General features: G+C 53.4%; 19 protein-coding genes and 1 tRNA gene. 3 read left to right on the top strand and 17 right to left on the bottom strand.

The window, feature by feature from the left end:
• Positions 1-226: 226 nt before the first annotated feature.
• The 8 genes from ACP9M6_RS09120 to coaD form a co-directional block, all read right to left on the bottom strand.
• Positions 227-1,585: an OmpA family protein gene (locus ACP9M6_RS09120; RefSeq protein WP_427450427.1), complete on the bottom strand. Its 1,359-nt coding sequence runs from the start codon at positions 1,583-1,585 to the stop codon at positions 227-229.
• Between the two features lie 294 nt (positions 1,586-1,879).
• Positions 1,880-1,956 (bottom strand) — tRNA-Lys (locus tag ACP9M6_RS09115).
• Between the two features lie 65 nt (positions 1,957-2,021).
• Positions 2,022-3,155, bottom strand: coding sequence for a tRNA guanosine(34) transglycosylase Tgt (gene tgt / locus ACP9M6_RS09110; protein WP_427450425.1), 1,134 nt, complete (start codon positions 3,153-3,155; stop codon positions 2,022-2,024).
• Positions 3,155-4,213, bottom strand: coding sequence for a tRNA preQ1(34) S-adenosylmethionine ribosyltransferase-isomerase QueA (queA, locus tag ACP9M6_RS09105; protein ID WP_427450423.1), 1,059 nt, complete (start codon positions 4,211-4,213; stop codon positions 3,155-3,157). Before queA ends, tgt begins: the two co-directional genes overlap by 1 nt.
• A 21-nt stretch (positions 4,214-4,234) precedes the next feature.
• On the bottom strand, positions 4,235-4,693 hold the full coding sequence (locus tag ACP9M6_RS09100; protein ID WP_427450421.1) for a peptidylprolyl isomerase: 459 nt from the start codon (positions 4,691-4,693) through the stop codon (positions 4,235-4,237).
• 67 nt (positions 4,694-4,760) lie between these two features.
• Entirely contained in the window at positions 4,761-5,654 is an 894-nt protein-coding gene (locus ACP9M6_RS09095; RefSeq protein ID WP_427450420.1) for a peptidylprolyl isomerase, read from the bottom strand.
• A 126-nt stretch (positions 5,655-5,780) separates the two neighbouring features.
• Complete coding sequence (locus ACP9M6_RS09090; protein WP_427450418.1) at positions 5,781-6,698, bottom strand: peptidylprolyl isomerase; 918 nt, start codon at positions 6,696-6,698, stop codon at positions 5,781-5,783.
• Entirely contained in the window at positions 6,695-7,186 is a 492-nt protein-coding gene (coaD, locus tag ACP9M6_RS09085; protein ID WP_427450417.1) for a pantetheine-phosphate adenylyltransferase, read from the bottom strand. The genes ACP9M6_RS09090 and coaD overlap by 4 nt, the downstream gene beginning before the upstream one ends.
• Before the next feature lie 119 nt (positions 7,187-7,305).
• Here coaD and ACP9M6_RS09080 point away from each other — a divergent pair, with 119 nt between their 5' ends.
• Entirely contained in the window at positions 7,306-7,590 is a 285-nt protein-coding gene (locus ACP9M6_RS09080; RefSeq protein ID WP_427450415.1) for a hypothetical protein, read from the top strand.
• A gap of 29 nt (positions 7,591-7,619) precedes the next feature.
• Here ACP9M6_RS09080 and ACP9M6_RS09075 read toward each other — a convergent pair whose 3' ends face one another.
• The 4 genes from ACP9M6_RS09075 to gyrA form a co-directional block, all read right to left on the bottom strand.
• Positions 7,620-8,336, bottom strand: coding sequence for a hypothetical protein (locus tag ACP9M6_RS09075; protein WP_427450414.1), 717 nt, complete (start codon positions 8,334-8,336; stop codon positions 7,620-7,622).
• Positions 8,336-10,564, bottom strand: coding sequence for a penicillin acylase family protein (locus ACP9M6_RS09070; RefSeq protein WP_427450412.1), 2,229 nt, complete (start codon positions 10,562-10,564; stop codon positions 8,336-8,338). Before ACP9M6_RS09070 ends, ACP9M6_RS09075 begins: the two co-directional genes overlap by 1 nt.
• 96 nt (positions 10,565-10,660) lie before the next feature.
• The gene (locus ACP9M6_RS09065) at positions 10,661-12,475 is read right to left on the bottom strand and encodes a YadA-like family protein (protein WP_427450410.1); all 1,815 of its coding nucleotides are present in this window, start codon (positions 12,473-12,475) and stop codon (positions 10,661-10,663) included.
• Positions 12,476-12,700: 225 nt separating this feature from the next.
• Positions 12,701-15,463 (bottom strand): DNA gyrase subunit A, encoded by a 2,763-nt coding sequence (gene gyrA / locus ACP9M6_RS09060; protein ID WP_427450408.1) that lies wholly within the window; start codon positions 15,461-15,463, stop codon positions 12,701-12,703.
• Positions 15,464-15,559: 96 nt separating this feature from the next.
• Here gyrA and ACP9M6_RS09055 point away from each other — a divergent pair, with 96 nt between their 5' ends.
• Positions 15,560-16,096, top strand: a complete 537-nt coding sequence (locus tag ACP9M6_RS09055) for a superoxide dismutase family protein (RefSeq protein WP_427450407.1) — start codon at positions 15,560-15,562, stop codon at positions 16,094-16,096.
• 101 nt (positions 16,097-16,197) lie between these two features.
• Here ACP9M6_RS09055 and ACP9M6_RS09050 read toward each other — a convergent pair whose 3' ends face one another.
• The 4 genes from ACP9M6_RS09050 to ssb all read right to left on the bottom strand — a co-directional run bounded on the left by ACP9M6_RS09050 (position 16,198) and on the right by ssb (position 19,469).
• Entirely contained in the window at positions 16,198-17,571 is a 1,374-nt protein-coding gene (locus tag ACP9M6_RS09050; RefSeq protein ID WP_427450405.1) for a DUF2330 domain-containing protein, read from the bottom strand.
• On the bottom strand, positions 17,546-18,397 hold the full coding sequence (locus tag ACP9M6_RS09045; RefSeq protein WP_427450403.1) for an RnfABCDGE type electron transport complex subunit D: 852 nt from the start codon (positions 18,395-18,397) through the stop codon (positions 17,546-17,548). The genes ACP9M6_RS09050 and ACP9M6_RS09045 overlap by 26 nt, the downstream gene beginning before the upstream one ends.
• Before the next feature lie 104 nt (positions 18,398-18,501).
• Positions 18,502-18,864 carry a DUF1428 domain-containing protein gene (locus ACP9M6_RS09040; RefSeq protein WP_427450402.1) on the bottom strand — a complete coding sequence of 121 codons (363 nt, stop codon included), beginning with the start codon at positions 18,862-18,864 and terminating at the stop codon, positions 18,502-18,504.
• Positions 18,865-18,923: 59 nt separating this feature from the next.
• The gene (gene ssb, locus ACP9M6_RS09035; protein WP_427454775.1) at positions 18,924-19,469 is read right to left on the bottom strand and encodes a single-stranded DNA-binding protein; all 546 of its coding nucleotides are present in this window, start codon (positions 19,467-19,469) and stop codon (positions 18,924-18,926) included.
• Between the two features lie 154 nt (positions 19,470-19,623).
• On the opposite strand from ssb, the gene uvrA reads away from it, so the two are divergent.
• Positions 19,624-22,476: an excinuclease ABC subunit UvrA gene (gene uvrA, locus ACP9M6_RS09030; RefSeq protein ID WP_427450401.1), complete on the top strand. Its 2,853-nt coding sequence runs from the start codon at positions 19,624-19,626 to the stop codon at positions 22,474-22,476.
• A gap of 884 nt (positions 22,477-23,360) precedes the next feature.
• Here uvrA and ACP9M6_RS09025 read toward each other — a convergent pair.
• Positions 23,361-23,873 carry a DUF1993 domain-containing protein gene (locus ACP9M6_RS09025; protein WP_427450399.1) on the bottom strand — a complete coding sequence of 171 codons (513 nt, stop codon included), beginning with the start codon at positions 23,871-23,873 and terminating at the stop codon, positions 23,361-23,363.
• Positions 23,874-23,888 lie beyond the last annotated feature (15 nt).

Raw genomic sequence — 23,888 nt, 5'->3', positions numbered from 1 at the left:
CTGGGCGACTGGGCGACTGGGCGACTGGGCGACTGGGCGACTGGGCGACTGGGCGACTGGGCGACTGGGCGACTGGGCGACTGGGCGACTGGGCGACTGGGCGACTGGGCGACTGGGCGACTGGGCGACTGGGCGACTGGGCGACTCTATTTTTCACAGCCCCTATGTCCATAAAAAAAAGCCCGGTTCGAAAACCGGGCTTCGTAATTTTGGTTTGGCTAAAAGCCTAGTTGGACATCATCGCATCGATGTTGCCGAGTGTCAGAAGAACTTCTGTACGACGGTTCAACTGTTCTTTGACGCCATCACCAGTATCGACGAATGGCTCAGTTTCACCCTTGCCTTCGGACATGATGCGGTTGGCGCTTACACCTTGACGGACAAGCTCTTCCATCGCATCGGATGCGCGGCGCTTGGAAAGGCCGAGGTTGTAGGCTGCAGAACCGGATGTGTCAGTGTGACCGACAACGCGGATAGCTTCCACGTTACAGAACTGACCGATATCGAGAACACGGTTGATTGTGTTCCGTGTTTCAGCGGACTGACCTTTGTCAAATTCGTAATAGATGATTTCCTGACGGAACTGCTCAGTACAAACGTTCTGAACGACTTCAACCGGGCATTCGTTCAAGTTGTAACGAAGTGAACCATCCCAACATGTGACTGTTTCTTGAATCGGACACGCACCAATTGCGGCTGTCGATCCATCCCAACAGACTTCTGTTGTTGGCTCAACGATTTCAGCAGGACATTGACCTGCATTGAAGACCATAGATCCATCCCAACACTTATAATCACGTGTAGGTGGTGGTGGTGTGATTGGAGCAACAGGAGCAGCTGCCGCGCCAAAGCGGTAACGGAAGCCTGAGAGAACTTGGTGAGCACCAACATCTTCAAAGCTGACGCCTGCACCAGCCTGTGAGGACCCGGTTAAGGAGTTTAATTGAGTGGACCCAAAATCAAGATCGGAAGCCTGCATGTAGCGATAGCTTGTATCCCAAGTCAGGTTATCCGTGATGTCGTAGCCCAAACCGGCAAGAAGCTGCCAACCAAGACCTGTATCTGTGTCGCTAACGTCACATGAGAAAGCCGAACGGTTAACAGAGCCACCGAAATCACGTGTTGAGTTACAAACGGGATTGCGGACGAGTACGGGACCATTGAGGAAATCATGAGCGGAGACGGATGCATCACCACGCACCAAGCCTAGACCTGCACCAACATATGGTTCCCATTTGCCAAAATCTGAGAAGTCATAAATAGCATTCAGCATCAAAGCGTCTGTACGAAGCTTTGCGAATGAGCTCGGCACTTGCTCAACAGCACCAAGTTCAGTGAACATCGTCGTACCGTCAAGTTCGATACGCCAGTTGTCGCCGAAGTCATAGCCAAGAGCCGCATTGAGTGCCAGATCGCCTTCTGATTCGACATCACCCATGATGCCGCCATCAAGTTCAATGTCCGTATGTTGACCAATACCGGCAGCACCTTTCAAGTACCAACCAGATCCATCCTGAGCGGCAGCGAAAGACGGAGCTGCCATCATGGCTGCTGCGGCTGCTGCAATAAGAAGCTTCTGCTTCATGGGTTTTCCTCCAATAAATGGCTGCGCCATTTTTCTAGTTTAAACTTTGTAAATCCGTATACGGATTCATGAAATTCCACGAACCCCTACACGGAGTTTCGCCAGATTGCCAAGGGTCAATAAGGCTTTGCGACCGAAAATAAAAGGTTTTTTAGGCAAAGTTGCTTTTTTGCACCACTTTTCATCGGCTTCCCGACTTAGCGAGCGGCTTGAACCGCCTCACTTCATTTAATAACTAGTCGTTCTACCCTACAAACATACGTGCCGTACAATGGTTCCAAGATAATCTGGGAATGGTACGCCCTCGCGGATTCGAACCGCGGACATCCTCATTAAAAGTGAGGCGCTCTAACCAACTGAGCTAAGGGCGCTTACCAAGTGCGGCGCTATCTAGGGGCGCGCCCTACCCTCGTCAACCCTGAAAAGAGCGACAATTTCAGCCTTTCTCAGAGGGCCAGCCTGCACGGAAGCCTCTTACGAAAGCCTCAAAGGTACCAGACGCGATTGACGCTCGAATGCGCGCCATCAGGTCTTCAAAATAAGCGATATTATGCCAAGAGAGAATCATCGCACCCAAGAGTTCCTTCGACCGAATGAGATGGTGAACATAAGCCTTCGTGTAGTCTTGTGAGGCCGGGCACGTGATAGATTCGTCAAGGAGGGACCGATCCTCGGCAAATTCTGCGCGTTTGATATTATAAGGGCCGCGATCCGTCCAGACTTGGCCATGGCGACCTGAGCGAGTCGGAATTACGCAATCAAACATATCGACCCCGCGATAGACGGCCTCCACGATATCAATCGGCTTTCCGACCCCCATAAGGTAACGCGGGCGGTCCTTCGGGAGGTGTGGTGTTGTGAAAGAGAGCGTTTCGCACATTGCCTCGTGCCCCTCACCCACGGCCAGCCCACCAATCGCGAAACCGCCATATCCCCCCGATGTCGCTTCCGCTATGGAGGCTTCGGCTGACAGTTTCCGCAAATCTGGGAAGTTTGAGCCCTGAACAATCGCAAATAACGTTTGTGTTTCGCGATCGCCAAAAGCTTCTAGTGAACGCCTCCCCCAACGCAGAGATAGTTCCATCGACTTCGCTGCTTTATCATGACTCACGGGGAAGTCCGTACATTCATCCAATTGCATAGAAATGTCGGCGCCAAGCAGGTCTGCCTGAATTTCAATACTGCGCTCAGGCGAAAGCATGTGTTTTGATCCGTCCAGATGGCTCTGGAAGGTCACGCCCTCCTCTGTCATTTTACGAAGCTTAGAGAGCGACCAAACCTGAAATCCGCCAGAATCAGTCAAAATCGGACCGTCCCATCCGCCGAATTTATGCAAACCACCTAACCGCTTTACGCGCTCTGCACCGGGGCGCAACATCAGGTGATAGGTATTGCCCAGAATTATATCCGCCCCCGCCTGTCGGACTTGATCCATATAAAGGCCTTTGACGGTTCCCGCCGTGCCGACCGGCATAAAGGCGGGCGTTCGGATATCACCGCGCGGCGTTTTTAGAACCCCGGTCCGCGCCTCTCCTTCACTCGCATGAATATCAAATGAGAACTTTGCCATTAGCCCGCTTTCCAGATCAGGGAAGAGTCGCCGTATGAATAAAAGCGATAACCCGTTTCAATCGCATGGGCATAAGCCGCCTGCATGACCTCACGCCCGGCCAGCGCACTGACTAACATAAAGAGGGTTGATTTGGGCAAATGAAAATTTGTCATCAATCCGTCGACCGTCTGGAACTGATATCCGGGCGTGATAAAAATATCAGTATCGCGGGACTGCGCTTCCAGAGTTCCACTTTGTGACGCGGACTCCAAGGCGCGAAGCGCGGTCGTTCCCACGGCGATAACACGTCGACCGTCGGCCTTCGCCGCGTTGAGTCGATCTACCGTTTCAGTATCAATCGTGAACCACTCACTGTGCATATCATGGTCGTCCGTATTGTCCGATTTGACGGGTAGAAATGTCCCCGCCCCTACATGAAGTATAAGTTTTTCGGATTGCACACCTGCAGCTTCAAGCCGTTCGAGCAATTCAGGCGTGAAGTGCAGCCCCGCCGTTGGCGCTGCAACTGAGCCCGTCTCTTTGGCATAAACGGTTTGATAATCGGCAACATCCTGCCCATCCGGCGCACGTTTGCGGGCGATATAGGGCGGCAAGGGCGGCGCACCGCACCGTTCAAACGCGGAAAGCAAAGCGTCATCCGTCGCATTAAACTGAAAACTGACATCACCGCCCTCACGCTTTTCTACGACTACGGCTTTAAGACCTTCATCAAAATGCAGAACATCACCGATACGGACGCGTTTGGCGGGACGGACAAAGGCGTCCCACACCCCGAGGCTACGGTCTTTGTGTAAATTGACGGTCACAGACACATCGCCGCCACCGCCATGTTCGCGGGCGGGACGGATCGCGGTAAAGGCGGCAGGGAAGACTTTCGTCTCATTAAAAACCAAAACATCTCCGGCACGGAGAACGTTCGGCAAATCACGTACAATCCGGTCCGTCAGATCACCAGACACGCCAATATGCAAAAGCCGCGCACTGTCGCGCGGACTTGCAGGCCGGAGAGCGATAGCGCTCTCCGGCAGGTCGAAATCAAAAAGGGAAACGTCCATGGGGACGAAAGTGCCTGTCGCTTAAGCGACAGTCATCTTCACGATTTTACCGGGCATGCGGGGCGGCTCACCTTTTGGGAGAGCGTGAACGAGTTCCATACCGCTCTCAACTTCACCCCAGACGGTGTATTGTCCGTCAAGGAAACCGGCATCGTCCAAACAGATGAAGAACTGGCTGGAGGCGGAGTTCGGATTTTGCGAGCGCGCCATTGAACAGACACCTTCAATATGCGGGTGCTTGTTAAACTCGGCTTTGATCTGCTTTTTCGCGCCGCCCATGCCGGTGCCGTTCGGACAACCGCCCTGCGCCATGAAACCGTCAATCACGCGGTGGAATGTGAGCCCGTCATAAAAGCCTTCTTTGGCAAGACGTGTGATTTGCTCGACGTGAAGCGGTGCAAGGTCGGGGCGGAGCAGGATTGTGACATCGCCAACTTCGCCTTTATTATTGTCGACCGTCATGATGAGTTTTTCAGACATGAATTTAACCTGTTTCTAGATGTAGGTGTGGAACCGAAGCTCCAAGTTTGATTATGTTGCGGTGCGCTTACAACACTCGCGTCGGAACGGAAAGCTCGCAAATGTCAGGATATGTCCCGTCGGCTTCCTTTTGCATCTCCACCCAATTTGTGAAAGCCGAGCTATCGGTTTTCAAAACTTGAACGGTTGGACGGTCCCCGCCTTCAAGATCGGCGACCACATCCACTTCGTCCATATAATCCGGCATCCATTCATTACTATCACCAACGGCGCCAACAACAGGTTTCTCCAACAGGTCACGTCCCATAACTGTCGCGCCCCAGATGGAATATTCCGTGTCGAGGTGATCGGCCTTGCCCCGCATCAGAAAAAACTGGCTATTGGCACTATTCGGATCACTCGTCCGCGCCATAGAGGTCACGCCGGGACAATGAAGGCCGAAGGCATTGACCTTATTATCCTTCGTAAACATGGCCTGCGCGGTAGGCTGGCTGGCTATTTGAAGAGACTTGTAAAAGCCCACGCCAATCTGACCAGGACCAGCTTTTTGAGTCGTGACTTTCGCAAAGGGCATGTTTGCTCCGCGACGGAAAGTGAATTCAGCCTCCAAATCCGGAAGCGTTGAATCGCCCGTCCCATCGCCATTCGTCCCGTCGCCCGTCTGGTTCATGAATCCTGCAATCACGCGGTGAAAGGGCACATTATCGTAAAACCCTGAGCGCGCGAGGGCTTTGACCTGCGCCACATGCTTCGGGGCAATTTCTGGGAACAGCTCAACGGCGATATTGCCGTATTTCGTTTGAATGAGAAGCATATTCTCCGGGTCAACCGTCCGCCATGCCGTTTCAGGAGCCGTAAAAATTGCTGCATCTGTGGATTGCGCAGTCGCGTGGTCGGACATCAAAACCGCACCCAAGAGAGCAGAGCCAATCGCAGCGGCGGATAATAATCGAGACATCATGATATGTTTTCCTTCGGTCGGACGATCAGGGACTCTCACCCGCCAGGACGAGAGTATTGGTGTCACTCACCACATAAGCGAATAGATGTGAACACACTCTGACAGATGAATAGCGGTACGGACCGTTTATAAAACCCGTGTCGGCACTGGCAGATTGCAGATATTAGGATAGGTGCCATCTTCATTTTTCTGGCTTTTTAACCAGTTGTTAAAAGCCGGACTATCCGTTTTCAGGACCTGCACGATTGGACGTTCATCTTCTTCCATATCGGCCGCAACCTCGACCTCATTCATCCGGTCCGGCACCCAATCCGGGATTTGACCGATTGTGCCGACAATGGGTTTGTCCAAATGCTCATATCCCATGACTGTATTGCCCCAGATTGTATATTGCGTGTCGAGATGTTCTGCCTGCGCGCGCATGAGGAAAAACTGGCTATTGGCACTATTCGGATCACTCGTCCGCGCCATGGATGTCACGCCTTTACAATGGAGACCGAACGCATTGACTTTATTATCTTCCGTCAGGCTCGCCTGAGCTGTGGACTGACTGGCAATGGGTAGCGCCTTGTAAAACCCGATGCCGATTTCACCCTCTCCGACCTGCTCCGCCGTGATGAGTGTAAAGGGCATATCCGCCCCGCGGCGGAAGGTGAATTCCGCATCAATATTCGGCAAATCCGAATCGCCTGTTCCGTCGCCATTGGAGCCGTCACCCGTCTGGTTCATAAACCCGTCAATGACGCGGTGAAACGGAACATTGTCATAAAATCCGGACCGCGCCAGCGCTTTGATTTGCGCCACATGGTTCGGCGCAATTTCGGGATAGAGCTCAATGGCGATATCGCCATATTTCGTATCAATAACGATCATATTTTCCGGATCAACCGTACGCCAAGCCTCGTCCGGGGCCGTAAAGCCGGTCTCAGATGTCGTCGCAATAGACGTTGGAAGGGTTGCCGGTGTTTCGGGTTTTTCCGCGTTACAGCCCGCAATGAAAAGCGTAGCTGTCAGAGCGGCAGCCGTTACAAAACGAAGTGTCATGTGAATTTATCTTTCAATCTGGCTTCAACTTCGGGTGTGACGAATTGTGAGACGTCCCCACCCAATCTTGCTATTTCTTTGACCAAACGACTGGCAATCGTTTGATATTGCGGATCGGACATCAGGAATACGGTTTCAATATCCGGGTTCAAACGATCATTCATACCGGCCATCTGAAATTCATATTCAAAATCACTCACCGCCCTTAGGCCGCGCACTATCATCGAGGCCCCACAATTTTCAACGAAATGTATCAGCAGGCCCTCAAAAGGCAGCACATCAACCTCGATACGATCCCGAAAGGGCGCGACGACATGCTCAACCATCTGAACGCGATCATCGAGACCAAAGAGCGGGTTTTTGGCGCGATTAATGGCCACCCCAATAATGAGCTTATCGCAGAGCCGTGAGGCCCGTTTCATAATATCCAGATGCCCCAGAGTCATGGGATCAAAAGTGCCGGGATAGAGCGCAATACGTTTTGTCATGGCAGGTGTTATAGAGGCTCGCACCCATGTTTCTAGAACTTGTTTGGCACATCTTTTGACTTAGTCGGGAACGTTGGGCGTGCTCCCGCATTAATTCTGTGAACATTATAGGAGAAAATATGCCCCGGACACCCAGCACAAAAATTGAAAATGCGCTCATCTCGCGTGATAATCATGAATTGGCTAAGCGACGCAAAACGCAAGTTACGCTAGGCGTCGTCGCAGGCGCTGCTATCTTGGGCGCGGTTGGATTTGCACTCGCCACGCGTTCAAACCGCGATACAGTCGTCCGCTACGTATCGAGACTGGGAGGCCTGCTCCCCGGACAAGACGCACCGTCTTCCACAATGCGGGCGCGCCTCACAGACGTCAGCGAAAACCTCCGCGATATTTTGAACCGCTAGATGTGAGAAGAGCCTCGCCTGAGGCTTTTCTACTCTTTTTCGCCAGATAGGCTCTCGATAAGCTCCCACATCTTTTCATCGTCAGAGGACTCGTCGCCCGTCGCGGCTTTGATCTCTTTCTGATGGATGAGACTGCGGTCCCGCAAAAAGTCACAGGCGGTTTCCGTATCTGCTTCACCTGAACCCGCAAACGTGTACCTAAATTTCAAATACTGACCCGGCTGAACCGTTGAGACCGTCAGGATGGAGAGCTTTCCAGTCCCGACAAAAACCGTCGCAGGGTCTTGCCCGATTTGAATATTATTGCCTTCCATATTTGCAAAACCCTTGAGCAAGGCCGCCGCATCCAAAGACGATAATCCACACGTGTCTGACAGCTCATCATCAATTTCGTAACCCGATTGTTCCATTACCCCGCCAGTATCCCGCATGGAAAATCTGAAATAATCGTCAGTTGAATAATCCGGGAAATCGCTCAGATAGACCGTGTATATACGACCATCATCACTGTTATAATTGCAAAAAGCATCGCGACCAGCAGACCCTATCAGCTCCGCCCTGGAAAGAAGAAGGCCGTCTATTTCTGCAGGACAGATGAAGCCGCGCATATTCTGTTTCATGGTTCCATCCGCAAGCTCGGAAAAGCCGGTATAGATCGTGTCTTCGATCTCGGAACCACCCCCATCTGTCGTTGCGCAGCCCGCGAATAAAACCGCAGACATCAAACTCGCTAAAACACGTTTCATCACTTTTCTCCCCTTTCACCGGGCGCGTAACGTTCAACGGCCCGTGCTTCTACATCTGCCCGATAATACGGTATCTCTTTGAACCGTCCGGCTATGTAATCCTCGACCTGATCGGTAAAATGCGGAGAGTCGGGGTCGCCGCTCTGCCCGCCCGCGAGTAAAGTCTTAGCCTTAACCTCATCACCAAATTCAACGACGGCGACAAAACTATTCCCGCGATAGCCATAGAGTTTTTTCGAGCCATTGGCTTGCCGCGCGCCATAAGCGGCCAGCGCGCCCCATCGACCGGATGCCATGCCGACGGGAAAGCTCGGCGCAGCGTCATCATGCGGTTGATCAATATCGCCGGTGAGACGTTGGAAACGGTTAATCTCGCCCCAAGGCGTGTTCCAATCACCATAGTCCGCCGTCATCTTTTCCAGCGCCGAGGCAAAAAGTGCTAATTGCTCTGCCCCCTCGGCCTCTGTCGCGATATGGGTCAGCAATTCCATCCGGCTCATACGGTCTCTCGGACGGTCAGCATTTTGCAGGATTTCCATGCCGTAAAAATGCGCCAGAGCCATCGCAACAGACTCGGCGGATGAGGTGTAATCCCATGATTTCAACACCGCAATAGGCTCTGCCAATGACGGGTCTCGGTTTGACGATTCATAGACGTCGACCAAACTCGGAATAATAATCTCAAAGGCCGGAAGGGCGGGATTATAGGCCAGTTCAATCAGGCTCTCCATCGTCATGTCTTCCGCATTTTCCAGCAGACGCACGGCGTGAATACCACGGAAATTCTCCTTATCCGGGGCCATATAGGCGGGATAATTCTCACGCTTTGGACTACCCTCGCCCGCCGCCGTGAAGGGCGTGGAATTGGCGTTTTGTATCCATCCCGTCGCAGGGTTTGTAATCGTGATCGCCTCCTCCACCGTGTGGACACCATTCCAATCCGTGCGCGAATCACTGCCGTCAACGGGACGGGAATAGTCGAATTGCGGATCGCGTTTCGGGACGAAATTGCCGTGATAATAGGCGATGGTGCCGTCGGCATCCGCATAGACTGTATTATTTGACGAGTTCGTCCGGATATCCATCATCTCGCGGAACTCGGCATGGTTCTTTGTTTTCGTCCGAATAAAGCTCTGCTGCAGCGCATTGACGGGATCCCAATTGATCTTTGTCACCGTCCAGCGGCCGTCGCTATGCGTGTGGGTGATGGGGCCATGATGGGTGTGATAAGTCGGGAAAGTCCGCTCTGAAAAATCGTCGCCATCCTTATATCGCAGGGTCACAGATCCTGTTTCGACATCACGGATTTCATCGCCGTAGAGATACTTCAATTCACCATCGCGATCTCTGTAAATTTCTTCTACAAACTCATCGATAAAATCGACATAGGTGGAGGTGTGCATCCAGCCATTATGTTCGGAAAACCCCTGATAAACAAAGAATTGACCCCAGGTGACCGCGCCGTAAGCATTCAATCCCTCCTCGCTCACAACATGGACTTCTGGACGAAAATAAAAGCTCGTATGTGGATTGATAAGGAGCATCGCATCGCCGCTGCGTGTCAAATCACCAGACAGGGCAATACCGTTTGAGCCCCCAGGTTCGCTACTATCAAATATCTCAGTTTCAGTCCCTGTTTCGGGACCATTTTGCATCAAACTACGCTCCTGAATAATCTCATCCAAAGACCTCAATCCGGGCGGCGCTCCACCATAAAACTTGCGAATGCCGTCCAGTGGAATTTGCTCAATATCTCCGCCAATCGACCCTTCGGAAAAGAACATCGGCATCCACGGCTCGAACCGCGTCAGCAGTTCCGGTGTGACATCGGGATGGTCTGCGAGATAGTCGTTCAACCCTGCCGCCCAAGCGTCGCAGAGCGCTTTCAACTCTTCCGGCGCACCTGCATAGGCGGCCTTCGCCTCATCCATCGTCATATAGAGCCGCGCGCGCAAATCAGAGAACAGCGCCTCCTCGCCTTTCACTTCCGCCAGGCGCCCCGTCGCCCAGACATAATTGCGCTCAATGCGGGGGAAATCATCCTCCGCCTGAGCATAGATCATGCCGTAAACGGCGTCAGCATCGGTTTGGCCGTAGATGTGCGGGACACCGTAATCATCGCGCAGAATTTCGACGATATATGAAGTCTCATTCGGGCTTATCGGGCTATCACAGGCGAGCAGAACAAGACTCGAAACGGAAAGGGCAATACATCTAAAAAAATTCATGAACAGACTCCTGCACTTTACATATCAAGTTAACCCCCGAATGCAAAAGCCCCGACCGATTGGCCGGGGCTTTCCAGATTATATCAGTCAGTTCGATTACCAGCTGGCATTAAAACCAGCACGTCCACCAAACTCGCTATTTTCGAAACCAGTCGTGACACCACCGTTAAACTGGACGTTGTCACTGATACGATAAGCAACAGACCCGGCGATCGCGCCTTCGCTGTCATAGATGCCAAGCCCCCCTGACACTGCAAACGTATGACCCATAGGTACATAGGCCGTGTCCAGAGCGATCGCGGCAGCAATGCCGCTTGTGTTTTTCTTGATTGCATCAGCATTCACGCCAATCGCACCTGTATTTGCCAAAATAGCGTTTGTATTCGACAAAATTGCGTCACGGTTCAGACCGATTGCGGCACTGTTCAATCCAATTGCTGCCTGGTTCTGGGAAATAAGTCCCGTATTTGCACCGAGTGCATTTGAGAGGGAGTAATCGGTTGACAGATTACCTTGGCGATCAGTTGTAACGACACCAATCTCACCGCTTTGCGATGCAGAGGATTGCTCGGAATTCAACCCGGACAAACGGTAAGTTGCGGACTCGCCGCCAATGGCAACCTGACCGTCTTCGGTCGCGACGACACCGTCACCAATGGCAATTGAACCCTCGCCGCTGGCAGAAGATTGATTACCAAGTGCGATTGAACCCGCACCGGACGCATCTGCAGCTTCACCGACAGCCAAAGAACGCACGCCGGAAGCGTTCGCAAGATGACCAAAAGCCTGCGCCCGCTCCGCCAGTGCGCGTGAACGCCAACCGACGGCTGTGGACCCTGCGTCGCGGGCACGACTTTGTCCACCAATTGAGGTCGTAGATGTACCTTCAGCAGCGGCAAGGGACCCGATAGCAACCGCATCAGTACCGTTTGCGCGGGCAAGGCTGCCTAACGAAGCTCCTCTTTCGCCAGCAGCCTCGGAATTTGCGCCAATGGACGTTGAAGCAAACCCTGAAGCATCCGAGTTATGTCCGAAAGCTGAAGACTGATTTCCGGAAGCATTGGCATTATTGCCAAATGCAGACGAAACAGCGCCAGAAGCATTAGACTCGTTACCAACTGCCGTAGAATTTGTACCTGAGGATTGCGCGGCTTCGCCGACTGCAAGTGAACGTACACCAGTCGCATTGGCCAAGTGACCAAACGCCTGTGCGCGCTCCGCACTTGCATTTGAACGCCAACCAATGGCGGACGCACCAGGACCTTCTGCGTTGGCCTCACCGCCGACGACAGTTGTAGAATTACCATTTGCAACAGCCTGTGTACCAATGGCGATAGCGTCAACACCGGATGCCGTTGACTGGTTACCCTGTGCAATTGACTCCTGTCCTTCTGCAACAGCTTCTTCGCCGACAGCTAATGAACGAACGCCTTCTGCTCTCGCAAGATGACCAAAAGCCTGTGCCCGCTCCGCCAATGCGCGTGAACGCCAACCTACGGCTGTTGTTCCGGCTCCATTGGCCCGGCTCTGGCCACCTACGGACGTTGTGGATGCCCCCTCAGCACTCGCTAATGATCCAATTGCTGTGGCATCAACGCCGTTTGCCCGGGCAATACTGCCGACAGCTGTGGCACGGCTATCCGTAGCTTCCGAGTTTGCACCGATAGACGTCGAAGCAAATCCTGACGCTTCAGAACTGTGACCGTAGGCAGAGGCCTGGTTGGACGTCGCTTCGGCATCGTTACCAACAGCCGTTGCAACAGCGGCCGGTGCCGACGAGTTGTTACCGATTGCTATTGAATCAGGTCCTGCCATCCCGACCTGCGCAAAGGCCGAATTTACAGTAAAACCTGTCACAGCAAATGTCACAGCTGATGTGAAAAGAAGTTTTTTAAATGATGATTGAGTCAAGTTTGATCTCCCAAAAGTAGTTGTTAGGGACAACAAAACCACACGCAAAATCACACACAGCCACAAATCCCAGTTTAGGGAACCACACCTATTGATAGAAAAGCAAGGAAAAACTCAATAATTTCTTTATTTAAGACGAATATCTTCAAATCTTTTAACCGGGGTTAAAAGATTTGATTGAAACTTAAATTTACTGATAGAGGCCTCAACAAACAAATCCCAAAATTAAATGTCAATTTCACTTTCGGACCTGAAATCGTCTTCACCTTCCGTCTCTTCAATCCGCTCGACAGACACGACGCGCTCCTCATCCTTGACGCGGATGACGGTGACGCCGCGCGCACTGCGAGAGACGATGGAGATGTTGCGGACGGGGCATCGGATGAGCTGACCGCCATCGGTGACGATCATGAGCTGGTTGTCTTCCTCGATGCCCATCGAACGGACGAGTTTGGCGTCGTCTGATTTTTTGCCACGGTCCAGATTTTGCGCGGTCACGCCCTGCCCGCCGCGATTCATGCAGCGATAATCATAAGACGAACTACGCTTGCCCAGACCATCATCGGCAAGGGTCAGGACGAATTGTTCATTGGCCTGCAGGAATTCGAGGCGTGCATCATCAAGCGAGGTTTGGACTTCGAGATCATCCGCCTCGTCATCTGTCTCATCCCCCAGCGCGCGGCGCGTCGCATTGGCATGTTTCATGTAGGCGCGGGCTTCATCAGTTTCGATATCAACGTGACGCAGAATGGCCATGGAGATGACTTCATCGCCATCTGCGAGTTTAATACCGCGCACGCCCGACGATGTCCGACCGACAAAGCGACGAATATCCGTCGTGCGGAAGCGAATGGATTTACCATTGGCCGTCGTCAGCATGGCATCATCATCTTCGGAACAAATACGGACATCGACAATGCCATCACCCTCATCCGGCTTCATCGCAATCTTGCCGTTACGGTTGACGCGGGTGAAATCAGACAGGCTGTTCCGCCGCACACCGCCGGAGCGGGAGGCGAAGAGGATATCCATATCCGCCCAGTCTTCCTCATTCTCGGGCAGCGCCATGATCGAATTGATCTTTTCGTCTTGGCTGAGTGGCAGCAGATTAACGAGCGCTTTACCGCGTGTATTCGGCCCACCAGGTGGGAGTTTCCAAACCTTGAGTTTATACGCCATGCCTGTCGAGGAGAAGAACAAAACCGGCGTGTGAGTTGTCGCAACGAAGACGGTTGTAACGTAATCCTCGTCCTTCATGGACATGCCGGAGCGGCCTTTACCGCCTCGGCGTTGCGCACGATAAGTGTCAAGTGGCGTCCGTTTGACATACCCAGCCGCGGTGACTGTGACGACCATATCTTCGACGGCGATGAGGTCTTCATCTTCGAAGTCGAGCCCACCCGCGACGAATTCAGAGCGACGCGGCGTTGCATATTTCTCTTTGATTTCAGAGAGTTCTTCCGAGATGATCGCCTGAACGCGGGCGCGGCTGCGCAGGATATCGAGCAGGTCGGTGATGGTCGCGGCAAGCTTCTCGGCTTCTTCTGTAATTTCGTCCATACCGAGTGCGGTAAGCTTGACGAGGCGCAGATCGAGAATGGCTTTTGCCTGTTCTTCGGTCAGTTGGATATTGCCATCATCCAGCAATTTGGAGCGTGGGTCGGCGATCAATTTGATCAGCGCCCCCATACCTTTGGCGGGCCATGTCCGCGCGAGGAGGTTTTCCCGCGCATCTTTTGGATTGGCGGAGGACCGGATGATCCGAATAATTTCGTCAATATTCGCAACAGCCGTGGCGAGGCCCACAAGGATGTGGGCGCGGTCGCGGGCTTTGGCGAGGTCGAACTTCGTCCGCCGCGCAATAACGTCCTCACGGAAGCTTAGAAACGCTTCCAGCATATCGCGGACATTCATCTGTTCCGGCTTACCACCATTCAGGGCGAGCATGTTGGAGCTGAAATTCTGCTGCATCGGTGTGTAGCGGAAGAGTTGGTTCAGCACGACTTCCGGTACGGCGTCGCGCTTGAGCTCGACGACGAGGCGCATGCCGACACGGTCAGATTCATCGCGGACACCGGAGACGCCTTCGATCTTCTTATCATTGACCAAGGCCACGATCTTTTTTTGCAGGTTCGCCTTATTGACCTGATAAGGCAATTCCGTCGCGACAATCGCGAAACGGTCCTTGCGGATTTCCTCAATCGCGGTGACCGCACGAACTGTGACAGAGCCTCGGCCCGTTAAGACGCCCTGTTTTGCACCCGACCGACCCATGATCTGACCACCCGTTGGGAAGTCAGGTCCGGGGATAATCTCCAATAATTCATCATCAGAGAGCTGGCCATTTTCCATCAGAGCCAGTGTCGCCTCAATCACCTCGCCAAGATTATGCGGCGCAATGTTTGTCGCCATACCCACAGCAATACCGCCCGCGCCATTGACGAGGATGTTCGGAAACCTTGCAGGCAAAACGACAGGTTCTTGTTCGGATGAATCGTAATTATCCTGAAAATTGACCGTATTCTTCTCAATATCCGCAAGCAGAGACGCCGCAGGGCGGTCCATCCGGACTTCTGTATATCGCATCGCGGCGGGCGGATCTCCGTCCACCGAGCCAAAGTTCCCCTGCCCATCCAGCAATGGCAGACGCATGGAGAAATCCTGCGCCATGCGGACCAGCGCGTCATAGACGGCCGTATCGCCATGCGGATGGTATTTACCTATCACATCACCCACAACCCGCGCGGATTTACGGTAGGCTTTCTCCCGCGTAAATCCGTTCTCATGCATCGAATAGAGAATGCGACGATGCACGGGTTTCAACCCGTCACGCACGTCCGGAATAGCGCGACTGACAATCACACTCATCGCGTAATCGAGATAGGAGCGTTTCATCTCCTCCTCGATCGTGATCGGCGTCACCCCGTCTTCCAGAGGCGGATTAGGGCCTCCATTTTCGTCTTCGGGGATGTCGGTTTCGTCGACCATTCAGCACTCGATTCGGCAGGGTTGAATTATTTCGTGGAACCTAGCACCTTGCCGCCACGTATTCAAACCAGACGCCCAAATTTATGGAGAGACCCCATGTCAAAATTACCAATGATTTCAATGCTCGCCACCGCTTCACTTCTGCTTGTCGCTTGCGGCGGAACTGATGCCCCTGAAGAGACGATGACAGTCGACATTATGAATACGTCAGGCGTCAAAATCGGAACATTGGAGATCGAAGACGATGGTGCGGATGGCGTAGAGTTAGATGTTCAGGTTATGGGGTTGGAGCCCGGTATCAGCGCCATGCATATCCACGAAACGGGGAAATGTGTCGCACCGGATTACACGAGCGCCGGCGGGCACTTTAACCCCGCCAATGTCGCACACGGTCAAGTCGAAGACGGGCCACATGCGGGCGATATGATGAATATCGAAATCGACCAAGACGGAACCGGGTCGTTCGAAATAGAGAATGAGAAAGTCTCCCTCCGCGGCACAAACGGTCTGCCCGCCCTGATGGACGCAGACGGCTCCGCCCTCATCATCCATGCGAAAGCCGATGATTATGAAAGCCAGCCCAGCGGTGCAGCAGGACCACGTATTGCTTGTGCGGTTATTCCTGCTGGTTGACGCAAGCATTTGATTGTCAATCTAATGCAAAGGAACCGAAGGGCTTTGCCCTTCGGTGCTATCTACAACCGGCTCAGAGGGTTAATTTGATACACTAGGAATTACTCGTCGTCCCAAATACTCTTCCACCATGTCGGTCCGCGATCTTCTTTATCATCGCGAATTTCGAATTTGGTCCCGACTCCCGCGTCCTCAATATCTTTCCAGATATCTTTCCGATCCCATCCGGTCAGATTGGCGAGGACCTTCACTTCTTCGTCTTTCCGCTTATTAACCGCGACCTTGTAGTCTTTCGCGGCCTCGCATTTCATCTCGCCCTCATAAGCGTGGCGGAGGACGTAGCGGCCTTGGAAGTTCTGACGGTTGCCGGTCGTTTTAAATTTCAGGTCCTCGGGGAAACTCTTCGCATCATAGCGCACATGTAAACGGGTCACGAAAACATCCCGCGCGAGCGATTTCCCGCCGCGACGGGGCGATTGATTGCTGGCCTGCCAGAACACGCCCAGTTCCTGTAACTCTTCAGGCGAGAGCGGGTCTGCGGCGCAGGGGTCGCACCAATTCATGTCCCACGCATATTCCATGAATACGCCGTGCCCGCCCTCACGTTTGGCGGCGGTCTTATACATGCTCTTATAGAAGTCCGGAAATTCATCTTTGATATAAACAGGAAGCTCCTGCCCCGTTGGGATTTTCTGTGTTCGGTAATTGGTTGTCTCAACTTGCCCGTCACGGGTCAGCGCATAGACGAACAAGTCTTGCTCTCCCCGCGCATTTAACGTGCCGAGACGGATAGGGAGCATGAATTTCGGCGACTCAAACGCGACGGCTATGGGACGGAGATATTCATTTCCGGTCTGGGATTGCTCCTCCAAATTTACTTTGGCGACGAAGAATTTCATATCCTGTTTGATGTAGGAGCCAAGGATACGCCCGGCCCCGTCCGGCACCTGATAGCCGTTTTCGTCAAGATAGGTCATCAGCCCATCCGATTGCTCGGCAGAGAGGAGTTGAATGTCATATTCCCCAACGGTGAATTCATCTTCAATCGTCACGCCGAGGGATTTGGCTCTACTACGCGTACCTGTGGTAACGACCACATCGTTGACGGCACCGCGTTGAAACTCCAATATCAGTCTTTGATCGCAAGGATTATCATCAAAATACTCCACCAATCTCGGCGCGGTATAGGCATCCAAATGTTTCAGGATCGCCGGATTACTAATATGAACCTGCTCCCGTTTAATCGCGGTCGGCACGGGAATGACCATCGCAAATTCGGTCAGGTCACCCTGATAATCATTGGCCATCGTTATGACCGTACGGTCGCCGTCCCGCATCAGCGCGACTTTGGACGATTGATTGAACAGGTCCGTCCCGGCCTTCGCGACATAGAAGCCACAAAAGGCCTGCGCCGATGTGGCGGTGGTCAGAACGCCGAATGCGAGGGCGCTACTCAGCAGGTGTGAGAGTTTCATGGGAAGCTCCTTTCAGGGAGAGGGTCGTTGGCCAATGATAGCGGCCAGCGGGAAGAAAACGGTCAATCAACGGCACGGTCGGCGCACAGAGAATGAGCGCGAGAATAATGCCTGCCGCGTTGAACAAGTGGAATTGAATGATAAAACCCAGCGTCGCGACCATCGCGGCAAAAAGCACACGCCCCGCCCGCGAATCCGGCGTCGTCTTCGGGTCAGAAATCATGAAAAACGCAAAGATGAGCAGCGCACCCGATTGCATTTGATGGATGGGAATCGCGAGAGGGTCGCCGAGCCAGAGCGCGCGTCCAAGGACGAGCGAGGCGTAGAAAACAAGCAAGGCAATCGACACATCCCAGCGCTTCGCCTTGCCCGTCACAACACCGCCCAGTGCGAGCAAGAGCAGCGCAAATAAAGTCGCCTGCCCCCACTGCCGCGGTGAAATCCAAGCTGCACCAAAGAGGAGCGAGACAATCACGAGTCCGAAATTGGCAGGATTGAAGATGTGCTTTCCCTGCCAGCGAATGAGGTATTTTGAGAGGACTGCAATGATACCCGCCGCGATGGAGAGCGTGATTGAGCCGGTGCGGAGCAGAAGCGTCAGAGAAAAGGCTGAGATTAACGGACTACGCGGATCAAAAGGCCGGCCAATTGCGCGATCTGCGAGCGCCTGTGTGCCCAGCGTCGCGCCGACACATCCAACGGCATGCCACCACGGCAAATGAAAAGCAAAATGCGATGCGCCGAGCAGGATGAGCGTACCCAAGACGCCAATCTGATAGTGGCGCGGGTCCGCCCAGAGGAATTTGAGAATACGTGAAGCCGTCACAGCCACCCCTTTGTGTTACAGTGTAACTATAGAAGAGGAAGATATGGCGACAATAGGGCGCAGGTAGGGTTTTGCGTTACAAATGGGTTAGATGAGAAAGAGAGCTAACCAACAATTTTTTTAAAGCCGCCCCAAATCATCCGCTTTCCATCCCACGGCATGTCCTCAGGATCCATTTGCAGTTCCGGATCCTTCATGGCCTCTTCCCAGCCTTTGTCTCGCGTTTCTTTATCCGGCCATGTACAGAAGGAAAACACGACATTTTCGTTATCTTTTCGAATAACGGCGGTATGGAATGAGTTGACTTTACCCTCGGGCAAATCATCACCCCAGCTTTCAACATATTCTAACAAGCCGTATTTTCGCATGACTCGCGCGAAGGTCTCGGCTTGCTCAATATATTCAGTCTTTTTATCATTAGGAACGGCCAGCAAAAAGCCGTCCACGTATTTACCCTGAACCGCCATATTATCCTCCTATAATGGGAGGCCTATAGCAGACTTACGCAAAAAGGGACAATTAGCGCCTAAAACGGAATTTCATCGTCCAGATCGAAGTCCTGTTTAGGACCCTCTTGCGAGGACGCACTGCGCGAACCGCCCTGATCCATATTGCCGTAACCACCACGGTCCTGGTTGTAGCCTCCGCCACCACCGCCACCGGAACGTCCACCGCCTCCGCCGCCATAGCCGACATTTCCGCCGCCACCACCTTGGCTGCCGGCGCTGTCTAGCATAGTCATATTGCTGCCCGGCCCCTGAAGGACAATTTCCGTTGTGTATTTATCATTGCCGTCGCGGTCTTGCCACTTACGCGTTTGCAGCTTGCCTTCGATATAGAGCTTGGAGCCTTTTTTAACGTAGCGCTCAACGACACCCACAAGACCTTCACCGAAAATGGCAACACGGTGCCATTCCGTTTTCTCGCGACGTTCACCACTTTGCTTATCACGCCAGTTCTCGGACGTGGCGAGACTGATATTCGCGACCTTCCCGCCATTACCGAATGTGCGGACTTCCGGATCGTTTCCGACATTCCCGACGAGGATTACCTTATTGACTGAACCTGCCATCATACCACCTATTGTATTTTTGTTCTCATTATGTTCTAGCCACTCCACCTTATCACTGCAAGAGGGCGGCTGAGTCTGACTTGTTTTGATTGTGACAGCCCCCTAAGTCCACGCCCGCGCGTAGATAACCTGTTAAGAACCGAGACCCTTCCCCATGGCCATGCTGAAAAATATCGAAGTCCGCGGCGCGCGCGAACATAATCTCAAAAGCGTCGATGTAGATTTGCCCCGCGACAAGTTGATCGTGATTACAGGCCTATCCGGGTCGGGCAAATCCTCCCTCGCTTTTGACACGATCTATGCGGAAGGCCAGCGCCGATATGTCGAGTCGCTCTCGGCCTATGCGCGGCAGTTCTTGGAGCTGCAGTCCAAGCCGGATGTCGATTCGATTGAAGGCCTCTCCCCCGCGATTTCCATTGAGCAGAAAACGACGAGTAAGAACCCGCGCTCCACCGTCGGCACAGTCACTGAAATCTATGATTATATGCGCCTGCTCTGGGCGCGGGTCGGCATTCCCTATTCGCCCGCGACAGGCCTGCCCATTGAGAGCCAGACGGTTAGTCAGATGGTCGACCGGACGATGGCGTTGCCCGAAAAAACGAAACTCTACATTCTTGCGCCCGTCGTCCGGAACCGGAAAGGCGAGTTCAAAAAAGACCTCGCTGAATATATGCGTCTCGGATTCCAGCGCGCCAAAATTAATGGCGAATTGGTCCGGATTGAAGATGCGCCGGATCTCGACAAGAAATTCAAGCATGACATTGATGTTGTCGTCGACCGTGTCGTCGTGCGCGAAGGATTGGAAACGCGCCTCGCCGATTCGATAGAACAGGCGCTTCGTCTCGCGGACGGTCTCGCCGTCGCGGAAAATGCTGATACGGGCGAGCGGATGCTGTTCTCCGAGAAATTCGCCTGTCCCGTCTCCGGCTTCACCCTCGCGGAAATCGAACCGCGCCTCTTCTCGTTCAACAACCCCAACGGCGCCTGCCCGACCTGTGACGGATTGGGTAAAGAATTGAAATTTGACGAGCAGTTGATCGTGCAGGACACATCGCGCAGCCTCGCCGGTGGCGCGATTGTACCGTGGTCGAAAACGCCGAGCAGTCTTTATATGCAAACGCTGAAAGCGCTCGCGAAACATTACAAATTCAGCGTGGACAAACCGTGGTCCAAACTCTCCGACGATGCGAAATTCGTCGTGCTCTACGGCACGGGCGGCACGTCGATTAAGTTCGAATATAAGGACGGCAAACGCAGCTATAAAACGACGAAACCCTTTGAAGGCGTCATCCCGAATCTGGACCGCCGCTACCGCGAGACAGACTCCACATGGATGCGCGAGGAGCTTTCCAAATATATGTCCGACGCGGAATGCGAGAGCTGCGGCGGCAAGCGTCTCCGCCCCGAAGCTCTATCGGTGCGCGTCGCGGATATGGATATTTCCATTCCGGGAGAACTATCGATCAAACTCGCCTATGAACGGTTTGACCGTCTGCGGACCACCCTTTCTGCAAAAGAGATGGAGATTGCAGAACGGATTTTGAAAGAGATTCTCGACCGCCTGAAATTCCTAAACGCGGTCGGTCTCGACTATCTGACTCTGGGTCGTGGGTCAGGCTCCCTTTCAGGCGGGGAAAGCCAGCGCATCCGCCTCGCCTCGCAAATTGGTTCGGGCCTGACGGGTGTTCTTTACGTTCTCGACGAACCCTCCATTGGCCTGCATCAGCGGGATAATGAACGGCTCCTACAAACGCTGCAAGAACTGCGCGATCTCGGGAATACGGTAATCGTTGTAGAGCATGATGAAGACGCGATCCTGACGGCGGATTACGTCGTCGATATGGGCCCGAAAGCCGGCGTGCATGGCGGCGAAGTCCTCGTCGCGGGGACACCTGCGAAAATCAAGAAGTCAAAGAAATCAATCACCGGACAATATCTGGTCGGCAAAAAAGAAATCGCCGTTCCTACTAAGCGCCGCAAATTCGACAAGAAAAAAGTCATCGCAGTCAAGGGCGCGCGTGGCAACAACTTGAAAGATGTCGATGTCGATTTCCCCATGGGCCTAATGACCTGCGTGACAGGTGTCTCTGGTGGCGGGAAATCCACCCTAACCATGGAGACGCTGTATAAACAGGCGGCGCGGACGCTTAACAAATCCTCAGTCCAACCCATGCCGCATGACAGTGTCGAAGGGCTCGACCAGCTCGACAAGATCATCAATATCGACCAGTCCCCGATTGGCCGGACGCCGCGCTCCAACCCCGCGACCTATACGGGGGCCTTCACGCCCATTCGCGATTGGTTTGCCGGACTGCCCGAAGCCAAAACACGCGGATATAAACCCGGTCGCTTCAGCTTCAACGTCAAGGGCGGGCGCTGCGAAGCCTGTCAAGGCGGCGGCGTGATCAAAATCGAAATGCACTTCCTGCCCGACATCTATGTCGAATGCGATGTCTGTAAGGGCGCGCGCTATAACCGCGAGACGCTTGAGATCAAATTCAAAGGCAAATCCATCGCCGACATCCTCGCCATGACGGTTGAGGAAGCGGCGGATTTCTTCAAAGCCGTCCCGCCCATTCGGGACAAGATGGTGACACTACAACGCGTCGGACTCGGTTACCTCAAAGTCGGGCAACAGGCGACGACGCTCTCCGGCGGTGAAGCACAGCGCGTCAAACTCGCCAAAGAACTCGCCAAACGCGCGACGGGGCGCACGCTCTATATTCTGGACGAGCCAACAACGGGCCTCCATTTCGAGGACGTCAATAAACTCCTCGGCGTGCTGAATGAACTTGTCGGCACAGGCAATACGATGATTATCATCGAGCATAATCTCGACGTCGTGAAAACCGCAGACTGGGTCATCGACATCGGCCCCGAAGGCGGCGATGGCGGCGGCGAAATCGTCGGCGTCGGCACACCGGAGGATATCGCCGAAATCGAGACCAGCTGGACCGGACGATTCCTCAAACCCATGTTGGAAAAACATGCCGCGCGGGCGGGGTAATCGCAAAACCTGGATAGACTGTGAATGATTTCAAGTTTGGTAGTCTCTCGAGATTTTCCGTAGCTCTCCCAATTGTCACGCCGCACCAGCCCGCAGGGCGCTGATGCGGGGCCTAACGATTACAGAGCTTTAGGTTTCGTTTACAGGCGATAGGTCCCTCATCCATTGGCGTCGGGATGACGGTGTGGTGGGTGGCGAAAAACTTAATCCCCGCTTATGCAAGATTTCAGCGTATTGTGTTCCCGGGCTCGACCCGGGACCCATGCGCATAAGTTCTCATTGGGCGTTGTATTAAAGTATTCCTACGGAACAATCGGTTATCTCCATCTTCACCGTCACAACTTGCACCAGAGTCGCATGGGTCCCGGATCAAGTCCAGGAACAGTTGACGAAAGTTTTGAGAGAATACCCCAGCACTTATAAAACCTGTGCCATATTCAATCTGTTCTTTCAGACACGGGACAGGCGGGGCCTCGCTTGCTGGTACTGAAAGATGGTGGGGTTGAGCATCCGGCTGTGAGAAGCCGGACTGTGCCGGACTTTTAGAAACGAGAGCCGACCGGCCATTCCAAGTGGGTGGACTCCGGGGTTTATTCGACCGGCCGTTTCTTCAAAAACCGCTACCGCGTGGCAGTGTAATTGGCGTCAGCCAAATACACAAAGCGTCATGAGTTTGTCGATTTACAACCGATAGGCTCAGAGATTTGGATAAGTAACGGTATCGCCGACCACTTTACCAGTCTCACGCGCTTGGCCTCTTGCGTAAAAACTTTTTTCTCTCTGGTTTCCCCATCGCGGGAGGTCACCACGCGGACGTCCCGCTTATTATTTGAACACCCCGCCGCACGCGCAGATCGTCGGTCGCACCTTTCGCTTGTCTGCCGCTAGAGGCCACCGCCGAAGTAATCTATCTTACCCAAGGGCACACCGTTATGACGGAGGAGGTTATAAACCGTTGTCACGTGGAAGTGGATATTGGGAAGAGTGAAGCCCGAAAGATAGGAAATACCCGTGAAATCCATTTCACCGCGCGGGCCCATCTTGACGGAAAATTCGCGGCTTTCCTTGCCGTCCAGATCCGCGGCTGTCACTTTCGCCATATCCGCTTTGGCTGTCTCCAGTACTTCGAAACATTCCTCGAAATTCGTTGGTGCTCCCTCATAGCTCGGCGGCTCAATTCCCGCGATGCGGAACGGCGCATTCTTAGCGAGTTCGGCGCAGGTCTGGACCTGTTTCGCCAATGGCCACATATCCGGCGCCAGCCGCGCATTCAGAAAGACCTCCGCCTCGATGCCACGCTCCGCAGCATTGGCTTCCGCCTTGCGCAGAAGATGGGCGAGATTATCCAGCAGGCGTGGCAGGGCTTGGACGGCATTGGACATTGAGAGTGTGGACATGCAGTCCTCCTATTA

The organism is Litorimonas sp. WD9-15, assembly GCF_050271975.1.
Lineage (GTDB): Bacteria > Pseudomonadota > Alphaproteobacteria > Caulobacterales > Maricaulaceae > Litorimonas.
The sequence above is the reverse complement of the archived record's forward strand: the minus strand, read 5'-3'. Positions and strand labels throughout refer to the sequence as shown.

Bases quoted from the DNA above. Each gene is read 5' to 3' on its own strand.
- ACP9M6_RS09120 (WP_427450427.1), bottom strand. From the start codon at position 1,585: ATGAAGCAGAAGCTTCTTATTGCAGCAGCCGCAGCAGCCATGATGGCA.
- tgt (WP_427450425.1), bottom strand. From the start codon at position 3,155: ATGGCAAAGTTCTCATTTGATATTCATGCGAGTGAAGGAGAGGCGCGG.
- queA (WP_427450423.1), bottom strand. From the start codon at position 4,213: ATGGACGTTTCCCTTTTTGATTTCGACCTGCCGGAGAGCGCTATCGCT.
- ACP9M6_RS09100 (WP_427450421.1), bottom strand. From the start codon at position 4,693: ATGTCTGAAAAACTCATCATGACGGTCGACAATAATAAAGGCGAAGTT.
- ACP9M6_RS09095 (WP_427450420.1), bottom strand. From the start codon at position 5,654: ATGATGTCTCGATTATTATCCGCCGCTGCGATTGGCTCTGCTCTCTTG.
- ACP9M6_RS09090 (WP_427450418.1), bottom strand. From the start codon at position 6,698: ATGACACTTCGTTTTGTAACGGCTGCCGCTCTGACAGCTACGCTTTTC.
- coaD (WP_427450417.1), bottom strand. From the start codon at position 7,186: ATGACAAAACGTATTGCGCTCTATCCCGGCACTTTTGATCCCATGACT.
- ACP9M6_RS09080 (WP_427450415.1), top strand. From the start codon at position 7,306: ATGCCCCGGACACCCAGCACAAAAATTGAAAATGCGCTCATCTCGCGT.
- ACP9M6_RS09075 (WP_427450414.1), bottom strand. From the start codon at position 8,336: ATGAAACGTGTTTTAGCGAGTTTGATGTCTGCGGTTTTATTCGCGGGC.
- ACP9M6_RS09070 (WP_427450412.1), bottom strand. From the start codon at position 10,564: ATGAATTTTTTTAGATGTATTGCCCTTTCCGTTTCGAGTCTTGTTCTG.
- gyrA (WP_427450408.1), bottom strand. From the start codon at position 15,463: ATGGTCGACGAAACCGACATCCCCGAAGACGAAAATGGAGGCCCTAAT.
- ACP9M6_RS09055 (WP_427450407.1), top strand. From the start codon at position 15,560: ATGTCAAAATTACCAATGATTTCAATGCTCGCCACCGCTTCACTTCTG.
- ACP9M6_RS09050 (WP_427450405.1), bottom strand. From the start codon at position 17,571: ATGAAACTCTCACACCTGCTGAGTAGCGCCCTCGCATTCGGCGTTCTG.
- ACP9M6_RS09040 (WP_427450402.1), bottom strand. From the start codon at position 18,864: ATGGCGGTTCAGGGTAAATACGTGGACGGCTTTTTGCTGGCCGTTCCT.
- ssb (WP_427454775.1), bottom strand. From the start codon at position 19,469: ATGGCAGGTTCAGTCAATAAGGTAATCCTCGTCGGGAATGTCGGAAAC.
- uvrA (WP_427450401.1), top strand. From the start codon at position 19,624: ATGGCCATGCTGAAAAATATCGAAGTCCGCGGCGCGCGCGAACATAAT.
- ACP9M6_RS09025 (WP_427450399.1), bottom strand. From the start codon at position 23,873: ATGTCCACACTCTCAATGTCCAATGCCGTCCAAGCCCTGCCACGCCTG.